Raw genomic sequence first — 20,497 nt, forward strand, 5'->3', positions numbered from 1 at the left:
TATAACTTGGGGAAATCTAACGATATTTACTATGAATTACGGAGGAGATACGATGAAAGAACCATTAGATTTAAGTAAATATAGTGTTAGAACTGACCTGGCTGTGGAGGCGCACCAAATGCTGCAAGAGCGCCAAGAAGAACAAAAAGGGATACAAGGAGTTATTGTAAAAGAGAGGGAAGAAGAGGGAGTTACAATTACAAAAGTAACTATTGATGAAATTGCATCTGAATCGATGGGGAAAAAACCCGGAAATTATTTAACTCTTGAAGTGCAAGGTATACGTCAACAAGATACAGAACTTCAACAAAAAGTAGAGCGTATTTTTGCGAAGGAATTTTCTTATTTCCTAGAGGATGTTGGAGTTTCCAAAGAAGCAAGTTGTTTAATTGTTGGTCTTGGGAATTGGAATGTAACGCCAGATGCGCTCGGACCGATCGTTGTAGAAAATGTACTGGTAACGAGACATTTATTTCAATTACAGCCTGAAAGTGTAGAAGAAGGATTTAGACCTGTTAGTGCAATCCGGCCAGGAGTAATGGGGATTACAGGAATTGAAACGAGCGATGTGATTTATGGAATCATTGAGAAAACAAAGCCAGACTTTGTAATTGCAATTGATGCATTAGCTGCCCGTTCTATTGAACGAGTAAATAGCACGATACAAATTTCTGATACAGGAATTCATCCTGGATCAGGTGTTGGGAATAAACGTAAGGAACTAAGTAAAGAAACATTAGGAATTCCTGTTATTGCGATTGGTGTTCCAACTGTAGTAGACGCAGTTTCTATTACGAGTGATACAATCGATTTTATTTTGAAGCACTTTGGAAGAGAGATGAAAGAGGGACATAAGCCGTCACGGTCTTTATTACCAGCGGGATTTTCATTTGGAGAAAAGAAAAAGTTAACAGAAGAAGATATGCCGGATGAAAAGAGCCGAAATATGTTTTTAGGTGCTGTCGGTACGTTGGAGGATGAAGAGAAGAGGAAATTAATTTATGAAGTGTTATCTCCTCTCGGTCATAATTTAATGGTGACCCCAAAAGAAGTAGATGCTTTTATAGAGGATATGGCAAATGTAATAGCAAGTGGTTTAAATGCAGCGCTGCATCATCAAATTGATCAGGATAATACAGGGGCATATACACATTGATGGGTAGAGATGCCAATGGTTGGAGTCGATTTGCGCTCTTGTGTATGTGCGGTACAGTCGTATGTTTACTTATGATGATAGCTGGAGTAGGACTGGCTAATCATGGTTTGAAGAGTATGAAGGGATACCGTCAGCTGTCATATGAACAAATTGCTCATATGACAGGAACAGAAGGTGCAGGAGTTGAATCGGGAATTTTGGGCGAGGCATTTTCAGCTGTTGAAAAACAAAAACAGTTAGAAAACTTAAGGAGTTTCAATGTCGTAGAAGGTATTGGTATGGCGATAGCAAGTGTTACTTACGATATAACTAAGTTTGGAACGGATATAGTTGTTGGGAAGCTAAAAGGGATTTTTAGTTAAGGAGAGTGGGAAGGGCGGTTGTCTGTTAGATTTGAAAGACAGCCGTTTTTAAATTTGAAAAGGGTTTGTCTCTTATGGTTTGTTCGCATAAGATATAGATAGAGTGATTTGTATTGTAAGCAGCACGAGTTTTCATTGAATCTTTGCTGCTCTATTGATATAATCAGTGCTAGTGTATATTGGCGAGACTATTAGGAGTTGAGAACATAGATGAATAAAGAAGAAAGAGCAAAAAGACAGTCGAAAATTCGTAACTTCTCCATCATTGCTCACATTGACCACGGGAAATCAACGTTGGCAGACCGTATTTTGGAGAAAACAAACGCGTTGGCACAGCGCGAAATGAAGGCGCAATTGCTTGACTCTATGGAGTTGGAGCGCGAGCGCGGTATTACAATTAAATTAAATGCAGTACAATTAACGTATAAAGCGAAAGACGGTGAAGAATATATTCTTCACTTAATCGATACTCCAGGACACGTCGACTTTACGTATGAAGTATCTCGTAGTTTAGCGGCTTGTGAAGGTGCAATTCTTGTTGTGGATGCAGCGCAAGGTATTGAAGCGCAAACGTTAGCAAACGTATATTTAGCGCTTGATAACAATTTAGAAATTTTACCAGTTATTAATAAAATCGACTTACCAAGTGCGGACCCAGAACGCGTACGTCAAGAGGTAGAAGATGTAATTGGTTTAGATGCATCGGAAGCTGTACTTGCTTCAGCGAAAGCTGGCATTGGTATTGAGGATATTTTAGAACAAATCGTTGAAAAGGTACCAGCTCCAGCAGGTGATTCAGAAGAACCGTTACAATGTATGATTTTCGATTCTTTATATGATCCGTACCGCGGTGTAATTGCATATATCCGTGTTGTAAATGGAACGGTAAAAGTTGGCGATAAAGTACGTATGATGGCAACTGGAAAAGAATTTGAAGTAACAGAAGTAGGTGTGTTTACACCGAAAACAACGCAGCGTGACGAGTTAACAGTAGGTGATGTAGGATTTTTAGCAGCATCTATTAAAAACGTAGGCGATACACGTGTTGGTGATACGATTACACATGCGAAACGTCCAGCTGCAGAGGCGTTAGCAGGATATCGTAAGTTAAACCCAATGGTATTCTGTGGTTTATATCCGATTGATTCTGCTCGTTATAACGACTTACGTGATGCATTAGAAAAACTAGAATTGAATGATTCTGCTCTTGAGTTTGAGCCTGAAACATCTCAAGCTTTAGGGTTTGGTTTCCGTTGTGGTTTCTTAGGGCTGCTTCACATGGAGATTATTCAAGAACGTATTGAACGTGAATTCAAGATTGACTTAATTACAACAGCGCCAAGCGTTATTTATAAAGTGTATTTAACAAACGGTGAAGATTTTATTGTTGATAATCCATCTAATATGCCAGATCCACAGACTATCGATCGTGTAGAAGAGCCGTTTGTGAAGGCTGCAATTATGGTTCCGAATGACTATGTTGGAGCTGTAATGGAAATTTGCCAAGGGAAACGTGGAACGTTTATTGATATGCAATATTTAGATGAAACACGTGTTACATTGACATATGAAATCCCGTTATCAGAAATCGTATATGATTTCTTCGATCAATTGAAATCAAATACGAAAGGATATGCATCATTTGACTACGAGTTAATTGGTTATAAACCATCTAAACTTGTGAAAATGGATATTCTTTTAAATAATGAACAAGTGGATGCTTTATCATTTATTGTACATCGTGATTCAGCGTATGACCGTGGTAAAGTAATTGTAGAGAAATTAAAGAAATTAATTCCAAGACAACAGTTTGAAGTGCCAATTCAGGCGACTATCGGAAATAAAGTTGTATCTCGTTCTACAATTAAGGCGATGCGTAAAAACGTACTTGCAAAATGTTACGGTGGTGACATTTCTCGTAAGCGTAAACTTCTTGATAAGCAAAAAGAAGGTAAAAAACGTATGAAGTCTGTTGGTTCTGTAGAAGTGCCACAAGAAGCATTCATGGCTGTACTGAAAATGGATGACAACTAATAATTAAAATAAAAAAGGAGTCGTTTATGCGGCTTCTTTTTTTCTGTATAATTACTTTTTAGACATCTTAGCTTCTCTCATTTACAATGATGAGAGAGCTTTTTAGTGATTGATCTAGAGTTAGGAGACTATTAATGTCCGAAAATATTCGAAAAGATATTCAAGATAAAATAGAAAAAGGGAATTTTAATTGTGAAAAGGAATTGACGCTTTCTATTATTAGTGGGAAGTGGAAAGTTGTGATATTGTGGCACTTAGGTGTGGAAGGTTCACATCGTTTTAGTGAATTGCAACGACTGTTCCCGAGTATTTCTCATAAAGTGTTGTCGAATCAATTAAAAGAATTAATGGAGGACGGGATTGTTGATCGAACGGTATATCCGGAAATTCCTCCGCGTGTTGAGTACTATATGACAGAACTAGGTATGTCACTTTTACCAATCGTTGAAATGATGTATGATTGGGGAAAAATGCGAATGGAACAAATTCGTAATACATTAGAGAAGTAGAGAATCCTCCGGAGCGCGGAGGTTTTCTTTTTAGAAAGGTAGGAGTTATATTTGGTACAAGCTGCATATATTCATATTCCATTTTGTCAGCATATTTGTCACTATTGTGATTTTAATAAAGTGTTTATTGAACGCCAGCCGGTAGATCAATATTTAGAGTATTTAGAGAAAGAAATAATAAACACGGTTCAAAAAGTACCGTTTGATAGTATGAAAACGATTTTTGTTGGTGGAGGAACGCCGACAGCATTAAATATGGAACAGACAAAAAAACTACTCGATATCATTAACCGTCGTTTGCGTCCATTTGCGCCGAATTGTGAATTAACGTTTGAAGCGAATCCAGGCGATTTACCGAAAGAGAAGTTAAACTTATTGTTAGAAGGTGGAGTAAACCGAATTAGTTTTGGTGTGCAAACGTTTCGTGATGAGCTACTTGAGAAGATTGGGCGTAAGCATACGAGGGAAGATGCATTTTTAGCAATTAGAGAAGCGCAGGAAGTGGGCTTTAAAAATATAAATGTAGATATTATTTATGCTTTGCCAGGACAGACGATAGAAGATGTAAAAGAAACATTAGACATTGCCTTTACGCTTGGTGTACAACATTTCTCAGCATATTCATTAATTGTGGAACCGAAGACTGTATTTTATAACTTAATGAATAAAGGGAAGTTGAGACTTCCGGGTGAAGACCATGAAGCGAAAATGTATGAAATGGTAATGGATGAAATGGAGAAACATGGTTATAAACAGTATGAAATTAGTAATTTCTCAAAAGGGGATAATGAAAGTAGACATAATCTCACATACTGGAATAATGAAGAGTATTATGGATTTGGAGCTGGCGCGCATAGTTATGTAAATGGAGAACGTATCCAAAATGTAGGGCCGCTCAAGCAATATTTCAATAAAATTGATGAAACCGGATTTCCATATTTAGACGTTCACGTAGTGACGGAGAAAGAAAAAATGGAAGAAGAGTTGTTCTTAGGGCTTCGAAAAACAAAAGGTGTTTCCAAGATAGAGTTCCAAAAGAAATTCAATATGGAGATGGATCAAGTTTTCGCGAAGCAGTTACAAAGCAATCAAGAAAAAGGATTGCTTGAAGAGAGAGATGGATATGTGCGTTTAACACGAAAAGGAAAATTATTGGGGAATGAAGTGTTCCAGTCATTTTTGATTGACTAATTAAATGTTCCATAAACGTGAAAAAGTTTCATTATTTCGTGACGTTTCCGTTGACAATTGAATGTCAATTTTGGTAAGTTATTAATAGATTTAGCACTCAAAGACAAAGAGTGCTAACAGAGGTGATGATGAGATGCTTACGGAACGTCAGCTCTTAATTTTACAAACAATTATTGATGACTTTATTGGATCAGCACAGCCCGTTGGGTCTAGAACTTTGGCTAAAAAAGAGGAAATTACATTTAGTTCAGCTACTATTCGAAATGAAATGGCTGATTTAGAAGAATTAGGTTTTATTGAAAAAACGCATAGTTCTTCTGGACGTGTTCCTTCTGAGAAAGGATACCGATTTTATGTAGACCATCTTTTAGCACCACAAAACTTACCGAACGATGAGATTGTACAAATTAAAGATTTGTTTGCTGAAAGAATTTTTGAAGCAGAAAAAGTTGCACAGCAATCTGCTCAAATTTTATCAGAGCTTACGAATTATACGGCCATTGTTCTTGGGCCTAAGTTAAGCACAAATAAACTTAAAAACGTACAAATTGTACCGCTTGATCGTCAAACAGCAGTCGCTATTATTGTAACGGATACAGGGCATGTACAAAGTAAAACGATTACCGTTCCGGAATCTGTTGATTTATCAGATTTAGAAAAAATGGTTAATATTTTAAATGAAAAGCTATCGGGTGTACCTATGTTGGAACTTCATAATAAGATCTTTAAAGAGATTGTTACAGTCTTGCGTGGGTATGTTCATAATTACGATAGTGCAATAAAAATGTTAGATGGTACATTTCAAGTTCCTTTATCGGAAAAGATATACTTTGGAGGAAAAGCAAATATGCTTTCGCAACCAGAGTTCCATGACATTCAAAAAGTAAGGTCCTTGCTGACGATGATTGATAACGAAGCTGAGTTTTATGATATTTTGCGTCATAAACAAGTTGGTATTCAAGTGAAAATTGGTAGGGAAAATTCTTCAATAGCTATGGAAGATTGTAGTTTAATTTCTGCAACATATTCGATTGGAGAAGAGCAACTAGGAACAATTGCGATTTTAGGTCCGACGAGAATGCAATACTCTCGTGTAATTAGTTTGTTGCAGTTATTTACAAGACAATTTACAGACGGACTTAAAAAGTAAATGAGAGTAATACATTCGCTCAAGTGATGAGATTCTCATTGCTGTGTGTAATATATAATGCTTAGGTAATCATGCTATACATGATACCTAATACCTTTTAAGGAGGTGAAAATTGTGGAAGAGCGTAACGAACAAGTGGTAGAAGAAGTGAAAGAAGCGCAAGTTGAAGAAGCTGTCACGCCAGAAAACAGTGAAGAAGCTGTAGAAGAAAAAAGTGAGGCTGCTCTTTTACAAGAAAAAGTAGATGAGTTACAAGCGAAACTAACGGAAACGGAAGGTCGCACATTACGTCTACAAGCTGATTTTGAAAATCATAAGCGCCGTGTCCAAATGGATAAACAGGCTGCTGAAAAATATAGAGCACAAAGTTTAGTTTCAGATATTTTGCCAGCTCTTGATAATTTTGAAAGAGCGATGCAAGTGGAAACAACTGATGAGCAAACGAAATCTTTGTTACAAGGTATGGAAATGGTGCATCGTCAATTGCTAGAAGCGTTGACTAAAGAAGGTGTTGAAGTGATTGAATCTGTTGGTAAACAGTTTGATCCTAATGAGCACCAAGCCATTATGCAAGTGGAAGACAGTGAATTTGAATCAAACGCGGTTGTGGAGGAATTCCAAAAAGGTTATAAACTAAAAGACCGTGTGATTCGCCCATCAATGGTAAAAGTAAATCAATAATTTACATAAAAGTAGGAGGAATCGCCATGAGTAAAATTATCGGTATTGACTTAGGTACAACAAACTCTTGTGTAGCTGTTATGGAAGGTGGAGAACCAAAGGTTATCCCAAATCCAGAAGGAAACCGTACAACACCTTCTGTTGTAGCTTTCAAAAATGAAGAGCGTCAAGTTGGGGAAGTTGCGAAACGTCAAGCAATTACAAACCCAAATACAATCATGTCTGTTAAACGTCATATGGGTACAGACTATAAAGTAGAAGTTGAAGGTAAAGATTATACACCTCAAGAAATTTCTGCAATCATTTTACAAAACTTAAAAGCTTCTGCTGAAGCGTACTTAGGTGAAACAGTAACGAAAGCTGTTATTACAGTACCTGCATACTTCAACGATGCAGAGCGCCAAGCAACGAAAGATGCTGGTCGTATCGCTGGTTTAGAAGTTGAGCGTATTATTAACGAACCAACAGCAGCAGCACTTGCTTACGGTTTAGAAAAACAAGATGAAGAACAAAAAATCTTAGTATATGACTTAGGTGGCGGTACATTTGACGTATCTATCCTTGAGTTAGCAGACGGAACATTCGAAGTTATTTCAACTGCTGGTGACAACCGTCTTGGTGGAGATGACTTTGACCAAGTTATCATCGATCATTTAGTAGCTGAATTCAAAAAAGAAAATAACATTGATTTAAGCCAAGATAAAATGGCACTTCAACGTCTGAAAGATGCAGCTGAAAAAGCGAAGAAAGACCTTTCAGGTGTAACACAAACACAAATTTCATTACCATTCATTAGTGCTGGAGCTGCTGGTCCATTACACTTAGAATTAACATTAACAAGAGCGAAATTCGAAGAACTTTCAGCTGGTCTTGTTGAAAGAACATTAGAGCCAACTCGTCGTGCATTAAAAGACGCTGGTTTTGCTCCAAGCGAATTAGATAAAGTTATCCTTGTTGGTGGTTCTACACGTATCCCAGCTGTACAAGAAGCAATTAAACGTGAAACTGGTAAAGAGCCATATAAAGGTGTAAACCCAGATGAAGTTGTAGCATTAGGTGCTGCAGTTCAAGGTGGCGTACTAACTGGTGATGTAGAAGGCGTTCTATTATTAGACGTAACTCCACTTTCTTTAGGTATCGAAACTATGGGTGGTGTGTTCACGAAACTAATCGAGCGTAACACTACAATTCCAACAAGTAAGTCACAAGTATTCTCAACAGCTGCTGATAACCAACCAGCAGTAGACATTCACGTACTACAAGGTGAGCGTCCAATGTCAGCTGACAACAAAACATTAGGTCGTTTCCAATTAACAGACCTTCCGCCAGCACCACGTGGTATTCCACAAATCGAAGTAACATTCGATATTGATGCGAACGGTATCGTTAACGTACGTGCAAAAGACTTAGGAACAAGCAAAGAGCAAACTATTACAATCCAATCTTCTTCAGGTCTTTCTGATGACGAAGTAGATCGTATGGTACAAGAAGCAGAAGCAAATGCTGATGCTGACCAAAAACGTAAGGAAGAAGTTGAACTTCGCAACGAAGCTGACCAACTTGTATTCCAAACAGATAAAGTTGTAAAAGATTTAGAAGGTAAAGTAGATGCAGCTGAAGTAGCGAAAGCAACAGAAGCGAAAGAAGCATTACAAGCGGCAATCGAGAAAAACGAACTTGAAGAAATTCGTGCGAAAAAAGATGCTTTACAAGAAATCGTACAACAATTAACTGTTAAATTATACGAGCAAGCTCAAGCGGCTGCAGGGCAAGCAGAAGGTGCACAAGGAGCACAAGACGCTGGCGCAAAAAAAGATAATGTAGTAGACGCTGAGTTTGAAGAAGTAAAAGAAGACAAGTAATTTAAGTACAAACATAATAAGTAAGATGACAAAAAGTCAAAGTCAAGCGTGCCTTGGCTTTGGCTTTTTTCATAAATGAGGAGAAATGTGTGAGGATCTTAAGTTTTTGACCTTGCATACTGTAAGTGAGGAAACTTTGTTGCAAAGCACTTTCTTTCGGTGTTAAAATTACGTTTATGTGAAAGATTCGGGGGTTGCAAATTTATGAGTAAACGAGACTATTATGAGGTCCTTGGACTTAGTCAGGGCGCTTCAAAAGATGAAATTAAAAAAGCGTATCGTCGTTTGGCTAAAAAATACCATCCAGACGTAAGTAAAGAAGAAAATGCAATTGAAAAGTTTAAAGAAGTACAAGAGGCATACGAAGTATTGAGCGATGATCAAAAGCGTGCGCAGTACGATCAATTTGGTCATGCTGGTGCAAATCAAGGCTTCGGTGGCGGAGGAGACTTCGGCGGTGGCTTCGGTTTTGAAGATATCTTTAGTTCGTTCTTTGGCGGCGGTGGCGGCAGACGTCGTGATCCAAATGCTCCGCGTCAAGGTGCTGATTTACAATATCAAGTTACTTTAGAGTTTGAAGAAGCTATTTTTGGTAAAGAATTAAACGTTGAGATTCCAGTGGAAGACCCATGTGATACTTGTAAAGGTAGCGGGGCAAAACCAGGAACTTCAAAAGAAACATGTAAACATTGTTCAGGATCAGGTCAAGTAAGTGTAGAACAAAATACACCGTTTGGTCGTATTGTAAACCGTCAAGCTTGTGGTCATTGTTCAGGAACTGGTCAAATGATTAAAGAAAAATGTACGACATGTCACGGTTCAGGTAAAGTACGTAAGCGTAAAAAAATTAACGTTAAAATTCCAGCTGGTATCGATAATGGCCAACAAATTCGTGTATCTGGAAAAGGTGAAGCGGGCGTAAATGGCGGACCGGCAGGAGATTTATATGTAGTTGTTCATGTAAGAAATCATGAATTCTTCGAGCGTGAAGGTGATCATATTATTTGCGAAATGCCATTAACATTTGCGCAAATGGCACTTGGTGCTGAAGTAGAAGTTCCTACTGTTCATGGGAAAGTGAAGCTGAAAATTCCAGCAGGAACACAAACAGGAACAGAATTCCGCTTAAAAGGAAAAGGTGCTCCAAACGTACGTGGATACGGTCAAGGAGATCAATATGTAGTCGTTCGTGTTGTTGTACCAACAAAATTAACTTCACATCAAAAAGACTTATTACGTGAATTTGCAGGGCAAGAAGAGCAGGATGATAGTTTATTTGGAAAGCTTAAACGTGCTTTCAAAGGGGAATAATGGAAATAAAAAATGGAGTTGGTAAATTGTGAAATGGTCAGAAGTTAGTATTCATACAACAGAAGAAGCAGTAGAAGCTGTCTCTCATATTTTACATGAAGCTGGAGCTAGTGGAGTTGCGATTGAGGATCCAGCGGAGTTGACGAAAGAGCGCGAGCAACAATATGGTGAAATTTATGCATTGAACCCAGATGAATACCCGGCAGAGGGTGTATTAGTAAAAGCATATTTCCCGCAAACGGATTCTTTACAGGAAACGATTGCGGGTGTAAAATCATCTATTGATGTGCTTCCATCTTACGACATTGAAATTGGTACTGGAAATATTACCATTAACGAAGTCGACGAAGAAGATTGGGCTACTGCTTGGAAAAAATATTACCATCCAGTACAAATTTCTGATACATTCACAATCGTACCGACATGGGAAGAATACACACCATCTTCTCCGGATGAAAAAATCATTGAATTAGACCCGGGTATGGCGTTTGGTACAGGAACTCATCCAACAACAACGATGTGTATTCGTGCTTTAGAAAAAACAGTTCAATCAGGTGATACTGTCATTGATGTAGGAACGGGTTCTGGTGTACTTAGTATTGCAGCGGCAAAATTAGGTGCGTCTTCTGTTCAAGCATACGATTTAGATCCAGTTGCAGTGGAAAGTGCAGAAATGAATGTACGTTTAAATAAAACAGATGATATCGTGTCTGTTGGACAAAATAGTCTTTTAGAAGGTATTGAAGGACCTGTTGATTTAATCGTAGCGAATTTATTAGCAGAAATTATTCTTCTATTCCCTGAAGATGCAGCAAGAGTTGTAAAATCAGGTGGATTATTCATTACATCTGGTATTATTGCAGCGAAAGAAAAAGTAATTTCTGAGGCGTTAGAAAAAGCTGGATTTACAATTGAAGAAGTATTACGAATGGATGATTGGGTAGCAATTATTGCACGAAATGCGTAATATAGATTTTAGTTTATAATGAAAAGGGGAGTCTCTCACTATAAGGTGAGGGACTTGCCGTTTGTTATATGAAAAATGATAACGTTTCGTTCTTTTCGTAAGTGTTGACTTACGAAAGGAACGAAACTCTACTAAGGTGATTATATGCAACGTTATTTTGTAGAAGAGAAATATGTAAATGAGACAAGTATTCGCATAATGGGTGATGATGTCCATCATATCGCAAGAGTGATGCGCATGTCAGTTGGTGACCACATTTATTGTTGTGTGAATGGTAAAACAGCAGAATGTTCAATTGCTGAAATTACCAGTGAATTTGTAGATACCGCTATTGTAGAATGGGTAGAGGCGTCGAGTGAACTTCCTGTGTTCGTGACGATTGCAAGTGGACTGCCAAAAGGAGACAAGCTTGAGTTAATTTTTCAAAAGGGAACTGAGCTTGGGGCAGCTGCATTTTTACCATTTCAAGCATCGCGATCTATTGTAAAGTGGGATGCCAAAAAGGCAGATAAAAAAGTTGAGCGTTTGAAAAAAATCGTGAAAGAAGCTGCAGAACAATCGCATAGAAGTGAAATTCCAGACGTGCATGCTCCTGCATCATTTAAACAATTACTGGCAATGAGTAGTGAGTATGATAGTTGCTTAGTTGCGTATGAAGAGGAAGCAAAGCAAGGTGAGAAATCTAATTTTGCGAAAGCTTTGGCAACGATTAAGCCAGGCCAGAAGCTTCTGATTGTATTTGGGCCAGAAGGTGGTTTAGCGGAGGAAGAGATTGCTGCACTTCATGAACATAAATTTGTACCATGTAGTTTAGGACCAAGAATTTTAAGAACAGAAACGGCTCCGCTTTATGCGTTAAGTGCCGCTTCTTATCATTTTGAATTGATGGGGTGATAATCAATGGCAACTGTTGCGTTCCACACGTTAGGTTGTAAAGTAAACCACTATGAAACAGAAGCGATTTGGCAATTGTTTAAGCAAGGTGGTTATGAAAGAACTGAATATGAAAAGAAATCTGATGTATATGTTATTAACACATGTACAGTAACGAATACTGGAGATAAAAAAAGCCGTCAAGTCATTAGACGTGCTGTACGTCAAAATCCAGATGCAGTAATATGTGTAACTGGATGTTATGCACAAACATCTCCAGCAGAAATCATGGCAATTCCAGGTGTAGATATTGTTGTTGGTACGCAAGATCGTGAGAAGATGTTAGGTTACATCGAAGAGTTCCGTAAAGAGCGTCAACCAATTAATGCTGTCCGCAATATTATGAAAACACGTGTATATGAAGAGCTCGATGTACCATATTTCACGGACCGTACACGTGCATCTTTAAAGATACAAGAGGGTTGTAATAACTTCTGTACATTCTGTATTATTCCTTGGGCACGTGGTTTAATGCGTTCTCGTGATGGGAAAGAAGTTATTAAACAAGCACAGCAATTAGTAGACGCAGGCTATAAAGAAATCGTGTTAACAGGTATTCATACAGGTGGATACGGTGAAGATATTAAAGATTATAACTTAGCTGGATTACTTCGTGATATGGAAGCGGAAGTAGGCGGATTAAAACGTCTTCGTATTTCTTCTATTGAAGCGAGTCAAATTTCAGATGAAGTAATTGAAGTATTAGATAAATCAGAAGTAGTTGTACGTCACTTGCATATTCCATTGCAGTCAGGATCTAATACTGTACTAAAACGTATGCGCCGTAAGTATACGATGGAATTTTTCCAAGAGCGTTTAGATCGTTTGAAAGAAGCGTTACCAGGTCTTGCGATTACATCGGATGTAATTGTTGGATTCCCAGGTGAAACAGAAGAAGAATTTATGGAAACATACAATTTCATTAAAGAGAATCGTTTCTCTGAATTACACGTGTTCCCTTATTCAAAACGTACAGGTACACCAGCGGCGCGTATGGAAGATCAAGTTCCTGAAGATGTGAAAAATGATCGTGTTCATCGTCTAATTGAGTTGTCTAACCAATTGGCGAAAGAGTATGCTTCTGCGTTCGAAGGTGAAGTGCTTGAAATTATTCCGGAAGAGCAATTTAAAGAGGGTGACCGTGAAGGGTTATATGTAGGTTATACAGATAACTACTTAAAAATTGTATTTGAAGGTTCTGAAGAATTAATCGGTAAGTTAGTAAAAGTGAAAATTACAAAAGCTGGCTATCCATATAACGAAGCGCAGTTTGTTCGTGTTCTTGAAGATGATATAAAAAAAGAGTCAGCAAGCGCATAATAAAAAGCATGCAACCGAAAATGGTTTGCATGCTTTTTTCTTTCGTGGAGAAGTTAAGTATTGAAATAGATGCAATGGAGTGCCCGTTAAATAAGGGTTATTGAGCAAATTTTGTATGGGAAAGTTTTCGTGATAAAAATATATTTGTTTTTAGGTGGGAGCGATAACGGCTGTTTACATAGATTTTTGGAAAAGGAAGAGCATCTATTCTTCTTTTATTCTGCCAAATAGTTGACCTGAAGTGATAAAATGTATTATAATCGTAAAAGACATGCTGAAGAAGTGTTTCTTTTTGCATGCTGAAGTTAGTATGTAAGTGTGATGTTTCGGAGGGAGGGAAAGAGAATGTCAAAAACAGTCGTTCGTAAAAACGAGTCTTTGGAGGATGCACTTCGCCGTTTTAAAAGATCGGTTTCTAAAACTGGTACACTTGCTGAAGCAAGAAAGCGCGAGTTTTATGAAAAGCCAAGTGTAAAACGTAAGAAGAAATCTGAAGCGGCAAGAAAGCGTAAGTTCTAAGAGAGGGTGTAAGTGATGAGTCTTCTCGGTCGTTTAAACGATGATATGAAACAAGCGATGAAGAATAAACAAAAAGAAAAATTAACCGTTATTCGTATGGTTAAGGCTGCTTTACAAAATGAAGGTATTAAACTGCAACATACTCTTACTGAAGAAGAGGAATTAACAGTTTTAGCTCGTGAAGTAAAACAGTATAAGGACTCCCTCCTTGAATTTAAAAAAGCTGGTCGTGAAGACCTTGTTGATAAACTGCAAAGTGAAATTCAGATTTTAAGCGCATATTTGCCGGAGCAATTAACAGAAGAAGAACTAGCGGATATAATTAAGCAAGTTATTTCTGAAGTTGGTGCTACATCTAAAGCAGATATGGGTAAGGTGATGACTGCTGTTATGCCGAAAGTAAAAGGTAAAACAGACGGATCACTTGTGAATAAGCTGGTTATCCAGCTATTAGCATAAAAAAGCGTCTCATTTCGTATGAGACGTTTTTTTATGCTTTTTTCAGTTTGGACGTGATATTACAAGCTCTTTTTTCATACATATGGGATGAGAGGGGGTCTTTTGAGATGAAAAAATTAGAACAAATGAAGAATTGGTTGACGAAGCAAATAGACCTGCCAGTGGATGTGCTAATGGATCTACCTCGGATTACGCTTGTTGGGCAAGTGCATATCTATATAGAAAATCATCGAGGCTTATTAGTATTTTCAGATAAAGAAGTAAGGTTGTTATTAAAACAAGGTCAACTATTAATTAAGGGGCAATCCTTTGTTATTAAAACAATCCTCCCGGAAGAACTTTTGCTTGAAGGGATTATCGAACAAGTGATGTTTTTAGAAAATGAAAAGAAAGAGGAGTGAGGGAAACTTCCGTTTGTGAAGTTTTTCTTCTTTATTTTAGTGATTTGACCTTAATATTCACTTTATCCCGCATTCACTGCCCGTAAAAGCTCGATGGGTGTGCGTTAATAATCAGTGGGTATGGACAAAACCTCCACATATTAAACTTTCATCTTATGCATATGCCCGATTAGTGAGGAGAAAAACCTCACCGATTAAAGCTTCGATTAGTACGAGCTATTTGATGCTTAAAGTGAAAAGTGTTGTATCTACTTTTAGAAAGGTAGTGAAGGTAGTCGATGAAAAATAAATGGTTTATAAAATGGCTTGGGTATGTAAAAGTGCGAATTGAAGGTAGAGGAGCAGAACGCTTCGTTAACGAATGTGTACGTAGGAAATTATTAGTTTGGGATGTAAAGAAGATAGCGGATGAAACGTTAGTTTTTTGCATGTTATTACGAGATGTGAAAAAGATAAAACCAATTTATAGAAAGAATGAATGTAAATTATATTTTATTGGACGTTACGGTTTTCCATTTTGGAATAAGCGTTTAATTAAAAATAGTGGATTTTTAATTGGGTTTTTAATATTTTTTTTCGGAATGATTGCATTATCAAATATGGTTTGGAAAATTGAAATTACAGGAGCAAAACCTGAAACGGAATATATATTGATGAAAGAATTGGACAAAATGGGTATTAAAAAAGGGAAATTACAGTTTCAGATGCCTAGTGTAGAAGATGTTCAGCGGCATTTAACGGACAATATTAATGCGATTACTTGGGCGGGGTTAGAAATAAGAGGGACAACATATCATTTTAAAATTGTTGAAAAAAATGAACCGAAAAAAGAAAGTGAACAACTGCCACAAAACTTAGTAGCAAAAAAAGAAGGGATTATTACAAAAACATTTGTGGAAGTTGGGAAGCCTGTTGTCATGAAAAATGACCATGTAGAAAAGGGGCAACTTCTCGTCTCGGGGATGTATGGTAATGAGGAGAATCCGACAATTGTTTCGGCTAAAGGGATTGTATATGGAGAAACGTGGTACAAATCTGAGGTGGATGTTCCGTTAAAGACGCAATTTCAAGTGTATACTGGTAATTCATACAATGAATATTTTCTTAAATTTGGGAGTGCTAAAATAAAAATATGGGGATTTCAACAGGATGAGTATAAACGCTCTCGTACTGAAAGTGTAAAACATGATGTGAAATTATTTGGATTCACATTACCAGTTGCATATGAAAAAGATATTGTACGAGAAGAGGAAGAAGCGAACCGAGAATATACCGAAAAACAAGCAATGAAAGTAGCGAAAGAGATGGCAGAAAAAGAACTGAAGAAAAAATTGGATGAACATGCTATGATTGTAAGTGATAAGATTTTGAGTAAAGAGATTGAGGCGGATCACTTAAAGGTCACGTTACATTACACAGTGATTGAAAATATTGCAGAGCCGCAACCAATATCTGAATCCGATATTCAAGGAGACTGAGTGATGGCAGAACAATTAGTAGAAATGAACCAACAATTGGAAAACCCTAACGAGGCAATCGCTCTATTTGGGGTAAATGATGCTCATTTAAAAGTAATTGAACGAGAACTTAGTGTATCGATTATAACTAGAGGAGAGTCTGTTCGTGTATCTGGGGCAGATGAAGCTGTAGTGCTCGTAGAAAAAATCTTACAACAGCTACTTGTTGTTATCCGTAAAGGTGTATCAATTTCGGAAAGAGATGTTGCGTATGCAATTCAGCTTGGGAAACAAGGGAAAATTGCTCAATTCGAAGAGTTATATGAAGAGGAAATTTTTAAAACAGCAAAAGGTAAATCCATTCGTGTGAAAACGATGGGACAAAGAAGATATATTCATGCAATGAAAAAGAATGATGTTGTATTTGGGATAGGACCTGCTGGGACAGGGAAGACATACTTAGCTGTAGTAATGGCTGTGAGAGCTTTAAAGCAAGGGTATGTGAAGAAAATTATTTTAACAAGACCTGCTGTAGAGGCTGGAGAGAGTTTAGGTTTTTTACCAGGTGATTTGAAAGAAAAAGTAGATCCGTATTTACGTCCGTTGTATGATGCGTTGCACGATATTCTTGGGCAAGAATACACACAGCGTATGATGGAACGAGGTGTAATTGAAATTGCGCCTCTTGCTTATATGAGAGGACGTACTCTTGATGATTCATTTGTTATATTAGATGAGGCACAGAATACAACTGGTGCTCAAATAAAAATGTTTTTAACACGATTAGGTTTTAGTTCTAAAATGGTTATTACGGGAGATCCCTCACAGGTAGATTTGCCAAAAGGGGTAAAATCAGGTCTTTCTATTGCTGCTAATATTTTATCTGGTGTATCAGGTCTTTCGTTCATAACACTGGAACAAACAGACGTTGTGAGACACCCATTAGTGCAACGTATTATTGAGGCATATGATAAAATGGAATGATCCTATTTGTCAGGGTCATTTCTTTTTGTATGATAAGGTTGGCGAATGGCATATTTTTTACTATCATTAAAGACGAGGGAAATGAACTATAGGTGATAGTGGATAAAAATGTTGTCCAAAAAGTATCGTTGCCTAGAAGAAATGAAAGCTATAAATAGTTTCACTTTATTTCTGGAGAGGAGAAGGTATTGAAATCATGTCAAGATCTCAAGAAATTTCTAAGTGGTTTCGTAATTTACAACATTCGAAAAAACTAAGTTGGGTTTCTTACGTATTATTAGGAGCAGTACTGTTTTTTGCGCTTATGAATAATGTAAAGCCAGAGCAATTAGATGTTAAAGAGCTCGAAATTGCTAAAAAAACAATTCACTCTCCTATTAAAATTGAAGATAAAGCCGCAACGGCGAAAAAGAAAAACGAAGCCGCTCAAAAGGTTGAGGATAAATATACATATAAAAGCGAATATAAGCAAAATAAAGTGGATATTGTAACTTCCGTCTTTGATGCGGTAAGTGAAGTAGAGGCAGAGGCTAAATCGACTGGCCCAGACGAGTATAAAAAAATTTCTGATGTGGACAAATTGGACAAGTTAAAGAAGAAATTACCAACAGATTTAGCAAAAAGCTTAACAGATTCGATTTTGTTGAAATTTATTAATGCTGATTCAAGTCAATTGTCATTGGCAAAGGATGCGGCTGTAACAGCAGTTAATAAAATTATGAGGGAACACATCAAGATGGATCAAGAAGAAGCTGCAAGAGAACAATTCGTTACTGAAATGAGTACTGTAAGTATAAGTAGTGATTTAAAAGATGCGGTGAATACACTAGGGAAGTATGCGGTTACAGCGAACTATTTTTATGATTCAGCTGCGACGAAAGATAGTAAAAAAATAGCGGAAGATTCAGTTGCATCAGTTTTTATCCTTCAAGGGCAAGTTCTTGTGAAAGAAGGCGATACGATTTCACGAGAAGCATATGAGCAGTTGAAGTTAGCAGGATTGTTAGAGAAGGGCAATACCTTCCAACCTTATGTTGGTCTGGCTGTGCTTATTTGTGTGTTATTGTACTTTATGCATAAGCAGTTTGAAGTGTTTTTACAGCGGAAAAGAGAAGATAGGCCGTATGTCTTAGCGTATATCACAATTTTGTCTATCACGATTGTTTTGATGAAAATCATTAGTTTGTTCCAAAAGCTTGAATATGCAGGAATCGCGTATGTTGTTCCAGTTGCGATGGGAACAATACTTGTAAAATTAATGATTGGTGATCGATTTGTATTTTTAACGAGTATGATCTTTTCTGTATGCGGAAGTATTATGTTTAATGAAGGTGTAACGAGTACACTGAATTATAGTGTGGGGATTTATGTTTTATTAAGTTCATTATCAGTTAGTATTTTCTTGAGAGAAAAAAATCGTCGTACGATGATTTTACAAGCTGGTATACTCGTTTCTGTATTAAATGTAGTCGTATTGGCGGCTTTGCTATTATTACGTAACGGGAATTTTTCGCCTCTTGAAATTGGGGTGCAATTATTAATGGCTGCTGTTTCGGGTATTATCTCTTCTGTTCTAGCTATGGGGATTTTACCGTATTTAGAAAGTGGTCTTGGGATTGTATCGAGTATGAAATTGATGGAACTTTCAAGTCCGAATCACCCGCTTTTGCGCAAAATTTTATTAGAAGCACCAGGTACATATCACCATAGTGTAATGGTAGCTAATCTCTCAGAAGCTGCTTGTGAAGCAGTTGGAGCAAATGGAGTATTAGCGCGTGTAGGGGCGTATTATCATGATGTAGGGAAAACGGTACAACCACAGTTTTTTATTGAAAACCAAATGGGTATTGAAAACCCACATGATAGATTAGACCCTGTAACGAGCAAAGATATTATAATTGCTCATGTAACCGATGGGGTGAGAATGTTAGAAGAACACCATATACCTCAAGAAATTATCGATATTGCTGGACAGCATCATGGTACAACGTTACTTAAATATTTTTATTATAATGCGATTAAAGAAGATAAAGAGAAATATACGGAGGAAATGTTCCGCTATCCAGGATCAAAAGCAACTTCTAAAGAGTCGGCGATCGTTGGCATTGCTGATAGTGTGGAAGCGGCGGTACGTTCGATGAACCATCCAACACCAGATCAGATTAATAATTTAGTGCAAAGTATTATTAAAGATCGCCTGCAAGATGGTCAATTTAGTGAATGTGATTTGACATTTAAGGAACTACAAATCGTTGGAAAAACGTTATGTGAAACGTTAAATGGTATTTTCCATTCCCGTATTACATATCCGGAACCGCCGGAAGAAAAGGAGAAAGAATGAGTTTATTAATTGATTTTATTGATGAAACAGAAGAAGTGAAAGACGAATATATAAGTTTGATTCGAGGTTTAGTAGAGAAAGCAGCTCAAATGGAGAACATAGAAGAAGGCGCAGAATTATCGGTTACATTTGTAGATAATGAACGTATTCGTGAAATAAACCGTGATTACCGAGATAAGGATCAGCCTACGGACGTTATTTCTTTTGCTATGGAAGAAATGGGAGAAGGAGAAATGGAAATTATCGGTGCGGAGATGCCACGTATGTTAGGGGATCTTATTATTTCTATTCCAAGAGCGAAAGAGCAAGCTGAGGAATATGGACACTCTTTTGATCGTGAACTTGGGTTTTTAGCGTTACATGGCTTTTTACATTTGCTTGGTTATGATCACATGACAGAAGAAGATGAAAAAGAAATGTTTGGAAGACAAAAAGAAATTTTAGAGGCATTTGGATTAGGGCGATGAAAAAAGGAAAACTTATAAATAGTTTTGGATATGCTATAGCTGGTATATACTTTTGTCTTCGTCATGAACGAAATATGAAAATTCATTATTTAGCCGCAGTCATTGTCATATGCTGCGGCTTTTATTTCCATATTACAAAAATAGAATGGATTGTATTACTTATTGTAATTGGAATTGTAATGAGTTTGGAGATGGTGAATACGGCTATTGAAAAAACAGTAGATTTAGCAACCACCGATATTCATCCGTTTGCGAAAAACGCAAAGGATGTTGCAGCGGGATCAGTTTTATTATTTACGATTATAGCTGTTGTAATTGGTGCTATTATCTTCTTACCGTATATGGTATAGTTGCATTCCAAAGCTTTTATTAAGCTTTGTGAGCGCCGTGAGG

Annotated in this window: 20 protein-coding genes; all 20 read left to right on the forward strand. The window is 37.3% G+C overall.

The annotated features are described in order from the left end of the window. The first annotated feature begins 52 nt into the window (after positions 1-52). The gene (gpr, locus tag SJY24_RS08640; RefSeq protein WP_000662633.1) at positions 53-1,156 is read left to right on the forward strand and encodes a GPR endopeptidase; all 1,104 of its coding nucleotides are present in this window, start codon (positions 53-55) and stop codon (positions 1,154-1,156) included. Then, positions 1,156-1,518, forward strand: a complete 363-nt coding sequence (locus SJY24_RS08645) for a YqxA family protein (RefSeq protein WP_377867226.1) — start codon at positions 1,156-1,158, stop codon at positions 1,516-1,518. The genes gpr and SJY24_RS08645 overlap by 1 nt, the downstream gene beginning before the upstream one ends. Before the next feature lie 210 nt (positions 1,519-1,728). Continuing rightward, entirely contained in the window at positions 1,729-3,552 is a 1,824-nt protein-coding gene (lepA, locus tag SJY24_RS08650; RefSeq protein ID WP_377864403.1) for an elongation factor 4, read from the forward strand. A 134-nt stretch (positions 3,553-3,686) separates the two neighbouring features. Then, entirely contained in the window at positions 3,687-4,061 is a 375-nt protein-coding gene (locus SJY24_RS08655) for a winged helix-turn-helix transcriptional regulator (RefSeq protein ID WP_377864404.1), read from the forward strand. A gap of 51 nt (positions 4,062-4,112) precedes the next feature. After that, positions 4,113-5,252: a radical SAM family heme chaperone HemW gene (gene hemW / locus SJY24_RS08660; RefSeq protein ID WP_377864405.1), complete on the forward strand. Its 1,140-nt coding sequence runs from the start codon at positions 4,113-4,115 to the stop codon at positions 5,250-5,252. A gap of 133 nt (positions 5,253-5,385) precedes the next feature. Beyond that, positions 5,386-6,402, forward strand: coding sequence for a heat-inducible transcriptional repressor HrcA (hrcA, locus tag SJY24_RS08665; RefSeq protein WP_000954960.1), 1,017 nt, complete (start codon positions 5,386-5,388; stop codon positions 6,400-6,402). Positions 6,403-6,516: 114 nt separating this feature from the next. Then, positions 6,517-7,083 (forward strand): nucleotide exchange factor GrpE, encoded by a 567-nt coding sequence (gene grpE, locus SJY24_RS08670; RefSeq protein ID WP_377864406.1) that lies wholly within the window; start codon positions 6,517-6,519, stop codon positions 7,081-7,083. A 26-nt stretch (positions 7,084-7,109) separates the two neighbouring features. After that, on the forward strand, positions 7,110-8,945 hold the full coding sequence (gene dnaK / locus SJY24_RS08675) for a chaperone protein DnaK (RefSeq protein ID WP_377864407.1): 1,836 nt from the start codon (positions 7,110-7,112) through the stop codon (positions 8,943-8,945). Between the two features lie 204 nt (positions 8,946-9,149). Next, positions 9,150-10,256 (forward strand): chaperone protein DnaJ, encoded by a 1,107-nt coding sequence (dnaJ, locus tag SJY24_RS08680; RefSeq protein ID WP_098499586.1) that lies wholly within the window; start codon positions 9,150-9,152, stop codon positions 10,254-10,256. 28 nt (positions 10,257-10,284) lie between these two features. Then, positions 10,285-11,223, forward strand: coding sequence for a 50S ribosomal protein L11 methyltransferase (prmA, locus tag SJY24_RS08685; protein WP_377864408.1), 939 nt, complete (start codon positions 10,285-10,287; stop codon positions 11,221-11,223). Positions 11,224-11,367: 144 nt separating this feature from the next. Continuing rightward, positions 11,368-12,117 (forward strand): 16S rRNA (uracil(1498)-N(3))-methyltransferase, encoded by a 750-nt coding sequence (locus SJY24_RS08690; protein WP_377864409.1) that lies wholly within the window; start codon positions 11,368-11,370, stop codon positions 12,115-12,117. Positions 12,118-12,123: 6 nt separating this feature from the next. After that, on the forward strand, positions 12,124-13,476 hold the full coding sequence (mtaB, locus tag SJY24_RS08695) for a tRNA (N(6)-L-threonylcarbamoyladenosine(37)-C(2))-methylthiotransferase MtaB (protein ID WP_071747371.1): 1,353 nt from the start codon (positions 12,124-12,126) through the stop codon (positions 13,474-13,476). Positions 13,477-13,821: 345 nt separating this feature from the next. After that, on the forward strand, positions 13,822-13,995 hold the full coding sequence (gene rpsU, locus SJY24_RS08700) for a 30S ribosomal protein S21 (RefSeq protein WP_000048061.1): 174 nt from the start codon (positions 13,822-13,824) through the stop codon (positions 13,993-13,995). A 15-nt stretch (positions 13,996-14,010) separates the two neighbouring features. After that, on the forward strand, positions 14,011-14,454 hold the full coding sequence (locus tag SJY24_RS08705) for a GatB/YqeY domain-containing protein (RefSeq protein ID WP_000054578.1): 444 nt from the start codon (positions 14,011-14,013) through the stop codon (positions 14,452-14,454). A 107-nt stretch (positions 14,455-14,561) separates the two neighbouring features. Next, positions 14,562-14,855, forward strand: a complete 294-nt coding sequence (gene yqfC / locus SJY24_RS08710; RefSeq protein ID WP_000732268.1) for a sporulation protein YqfC — start codon at positions 14,562-14,564, stop codon at positions 14,853-14,855. A 278-nt stretch (positions 14,856-15,133) separates the two neighbouring features. Next, the gene (gene yqfD / locus SJY24_RS08715; RefSeq protein WP_377864410.1) at positions 15,134-16,333 is read left to right on the forward strand and encodes a sporulation protein YqfD; all 1,200 of its coding nucleotides are present in this window, start codon (positions 15,134-15,136) and stop codon (positions 16,331-16,333) included. 3 nt (positions 16,334-16,336) lie between these two features. Further along, entirely contained in the window at positions 16,337-17,296 is a 960-nt protein-coding gene (locus SJY24_RS08720) for a PhoH family protein (RefSeq protein ID WP_000840505.1), read from the forward strand. A gap of 196 nt (positions 17,297-17,492) precedes the next feature. Continuing rightward, positions 17,493-19,637 carry an HD family phosphohydrolase gene (locus tag SJY24_RS08725; RefSeq protein WP_377864411.1) on the forward strand — a complete coding sequence of 715 codons (2,145 nt, stop codon included), beginning with the start codon at positions 17,493-17,495 and terminating at the stop codon, positions 19,635-19,637. After that, on the forward strand, positions 19,634-20,104 hold the full coding sequence (gene ybeY / locus SJY24_RS08730) for an rRNA maturation RNase YbeY (protein ID WP_000054678.1): 471 nt from the start codon (positions 19,634-19,636) through the stop codon (positions 20,102-20,104). Before SJY24_RS08725 ends, ybeY begins: the two co-directional genes overlap by 4 nt. Then, positions 20,101-20,454: a diacylglycerol kinase family protein gene (locus tag SJY24_RS08735; RefSeq protein ID WP_000715486.1), complete on the forward strand. Its 354-nt coding sequence runs from the start codon at positions 20,101-20,103 to the stop codon at positions 20,452-20,454. The genes ybeY and SJY24_RS08735 overlap by 4 nt, the downstream gene beginning before the upstream one ends. Positions 20,455-20,497: the final 43 nt, after the last annotated feature.

This window comes from Bacillus sp. R86525 (assembly GCF_042466195.1).
Classification (GTDB): domain Bacteria; phylum Bacillota; class Bacilli; order Bacillales; family Bacillaceae_G; genus Bacillus_A; species Bacillus_A nitratireducens.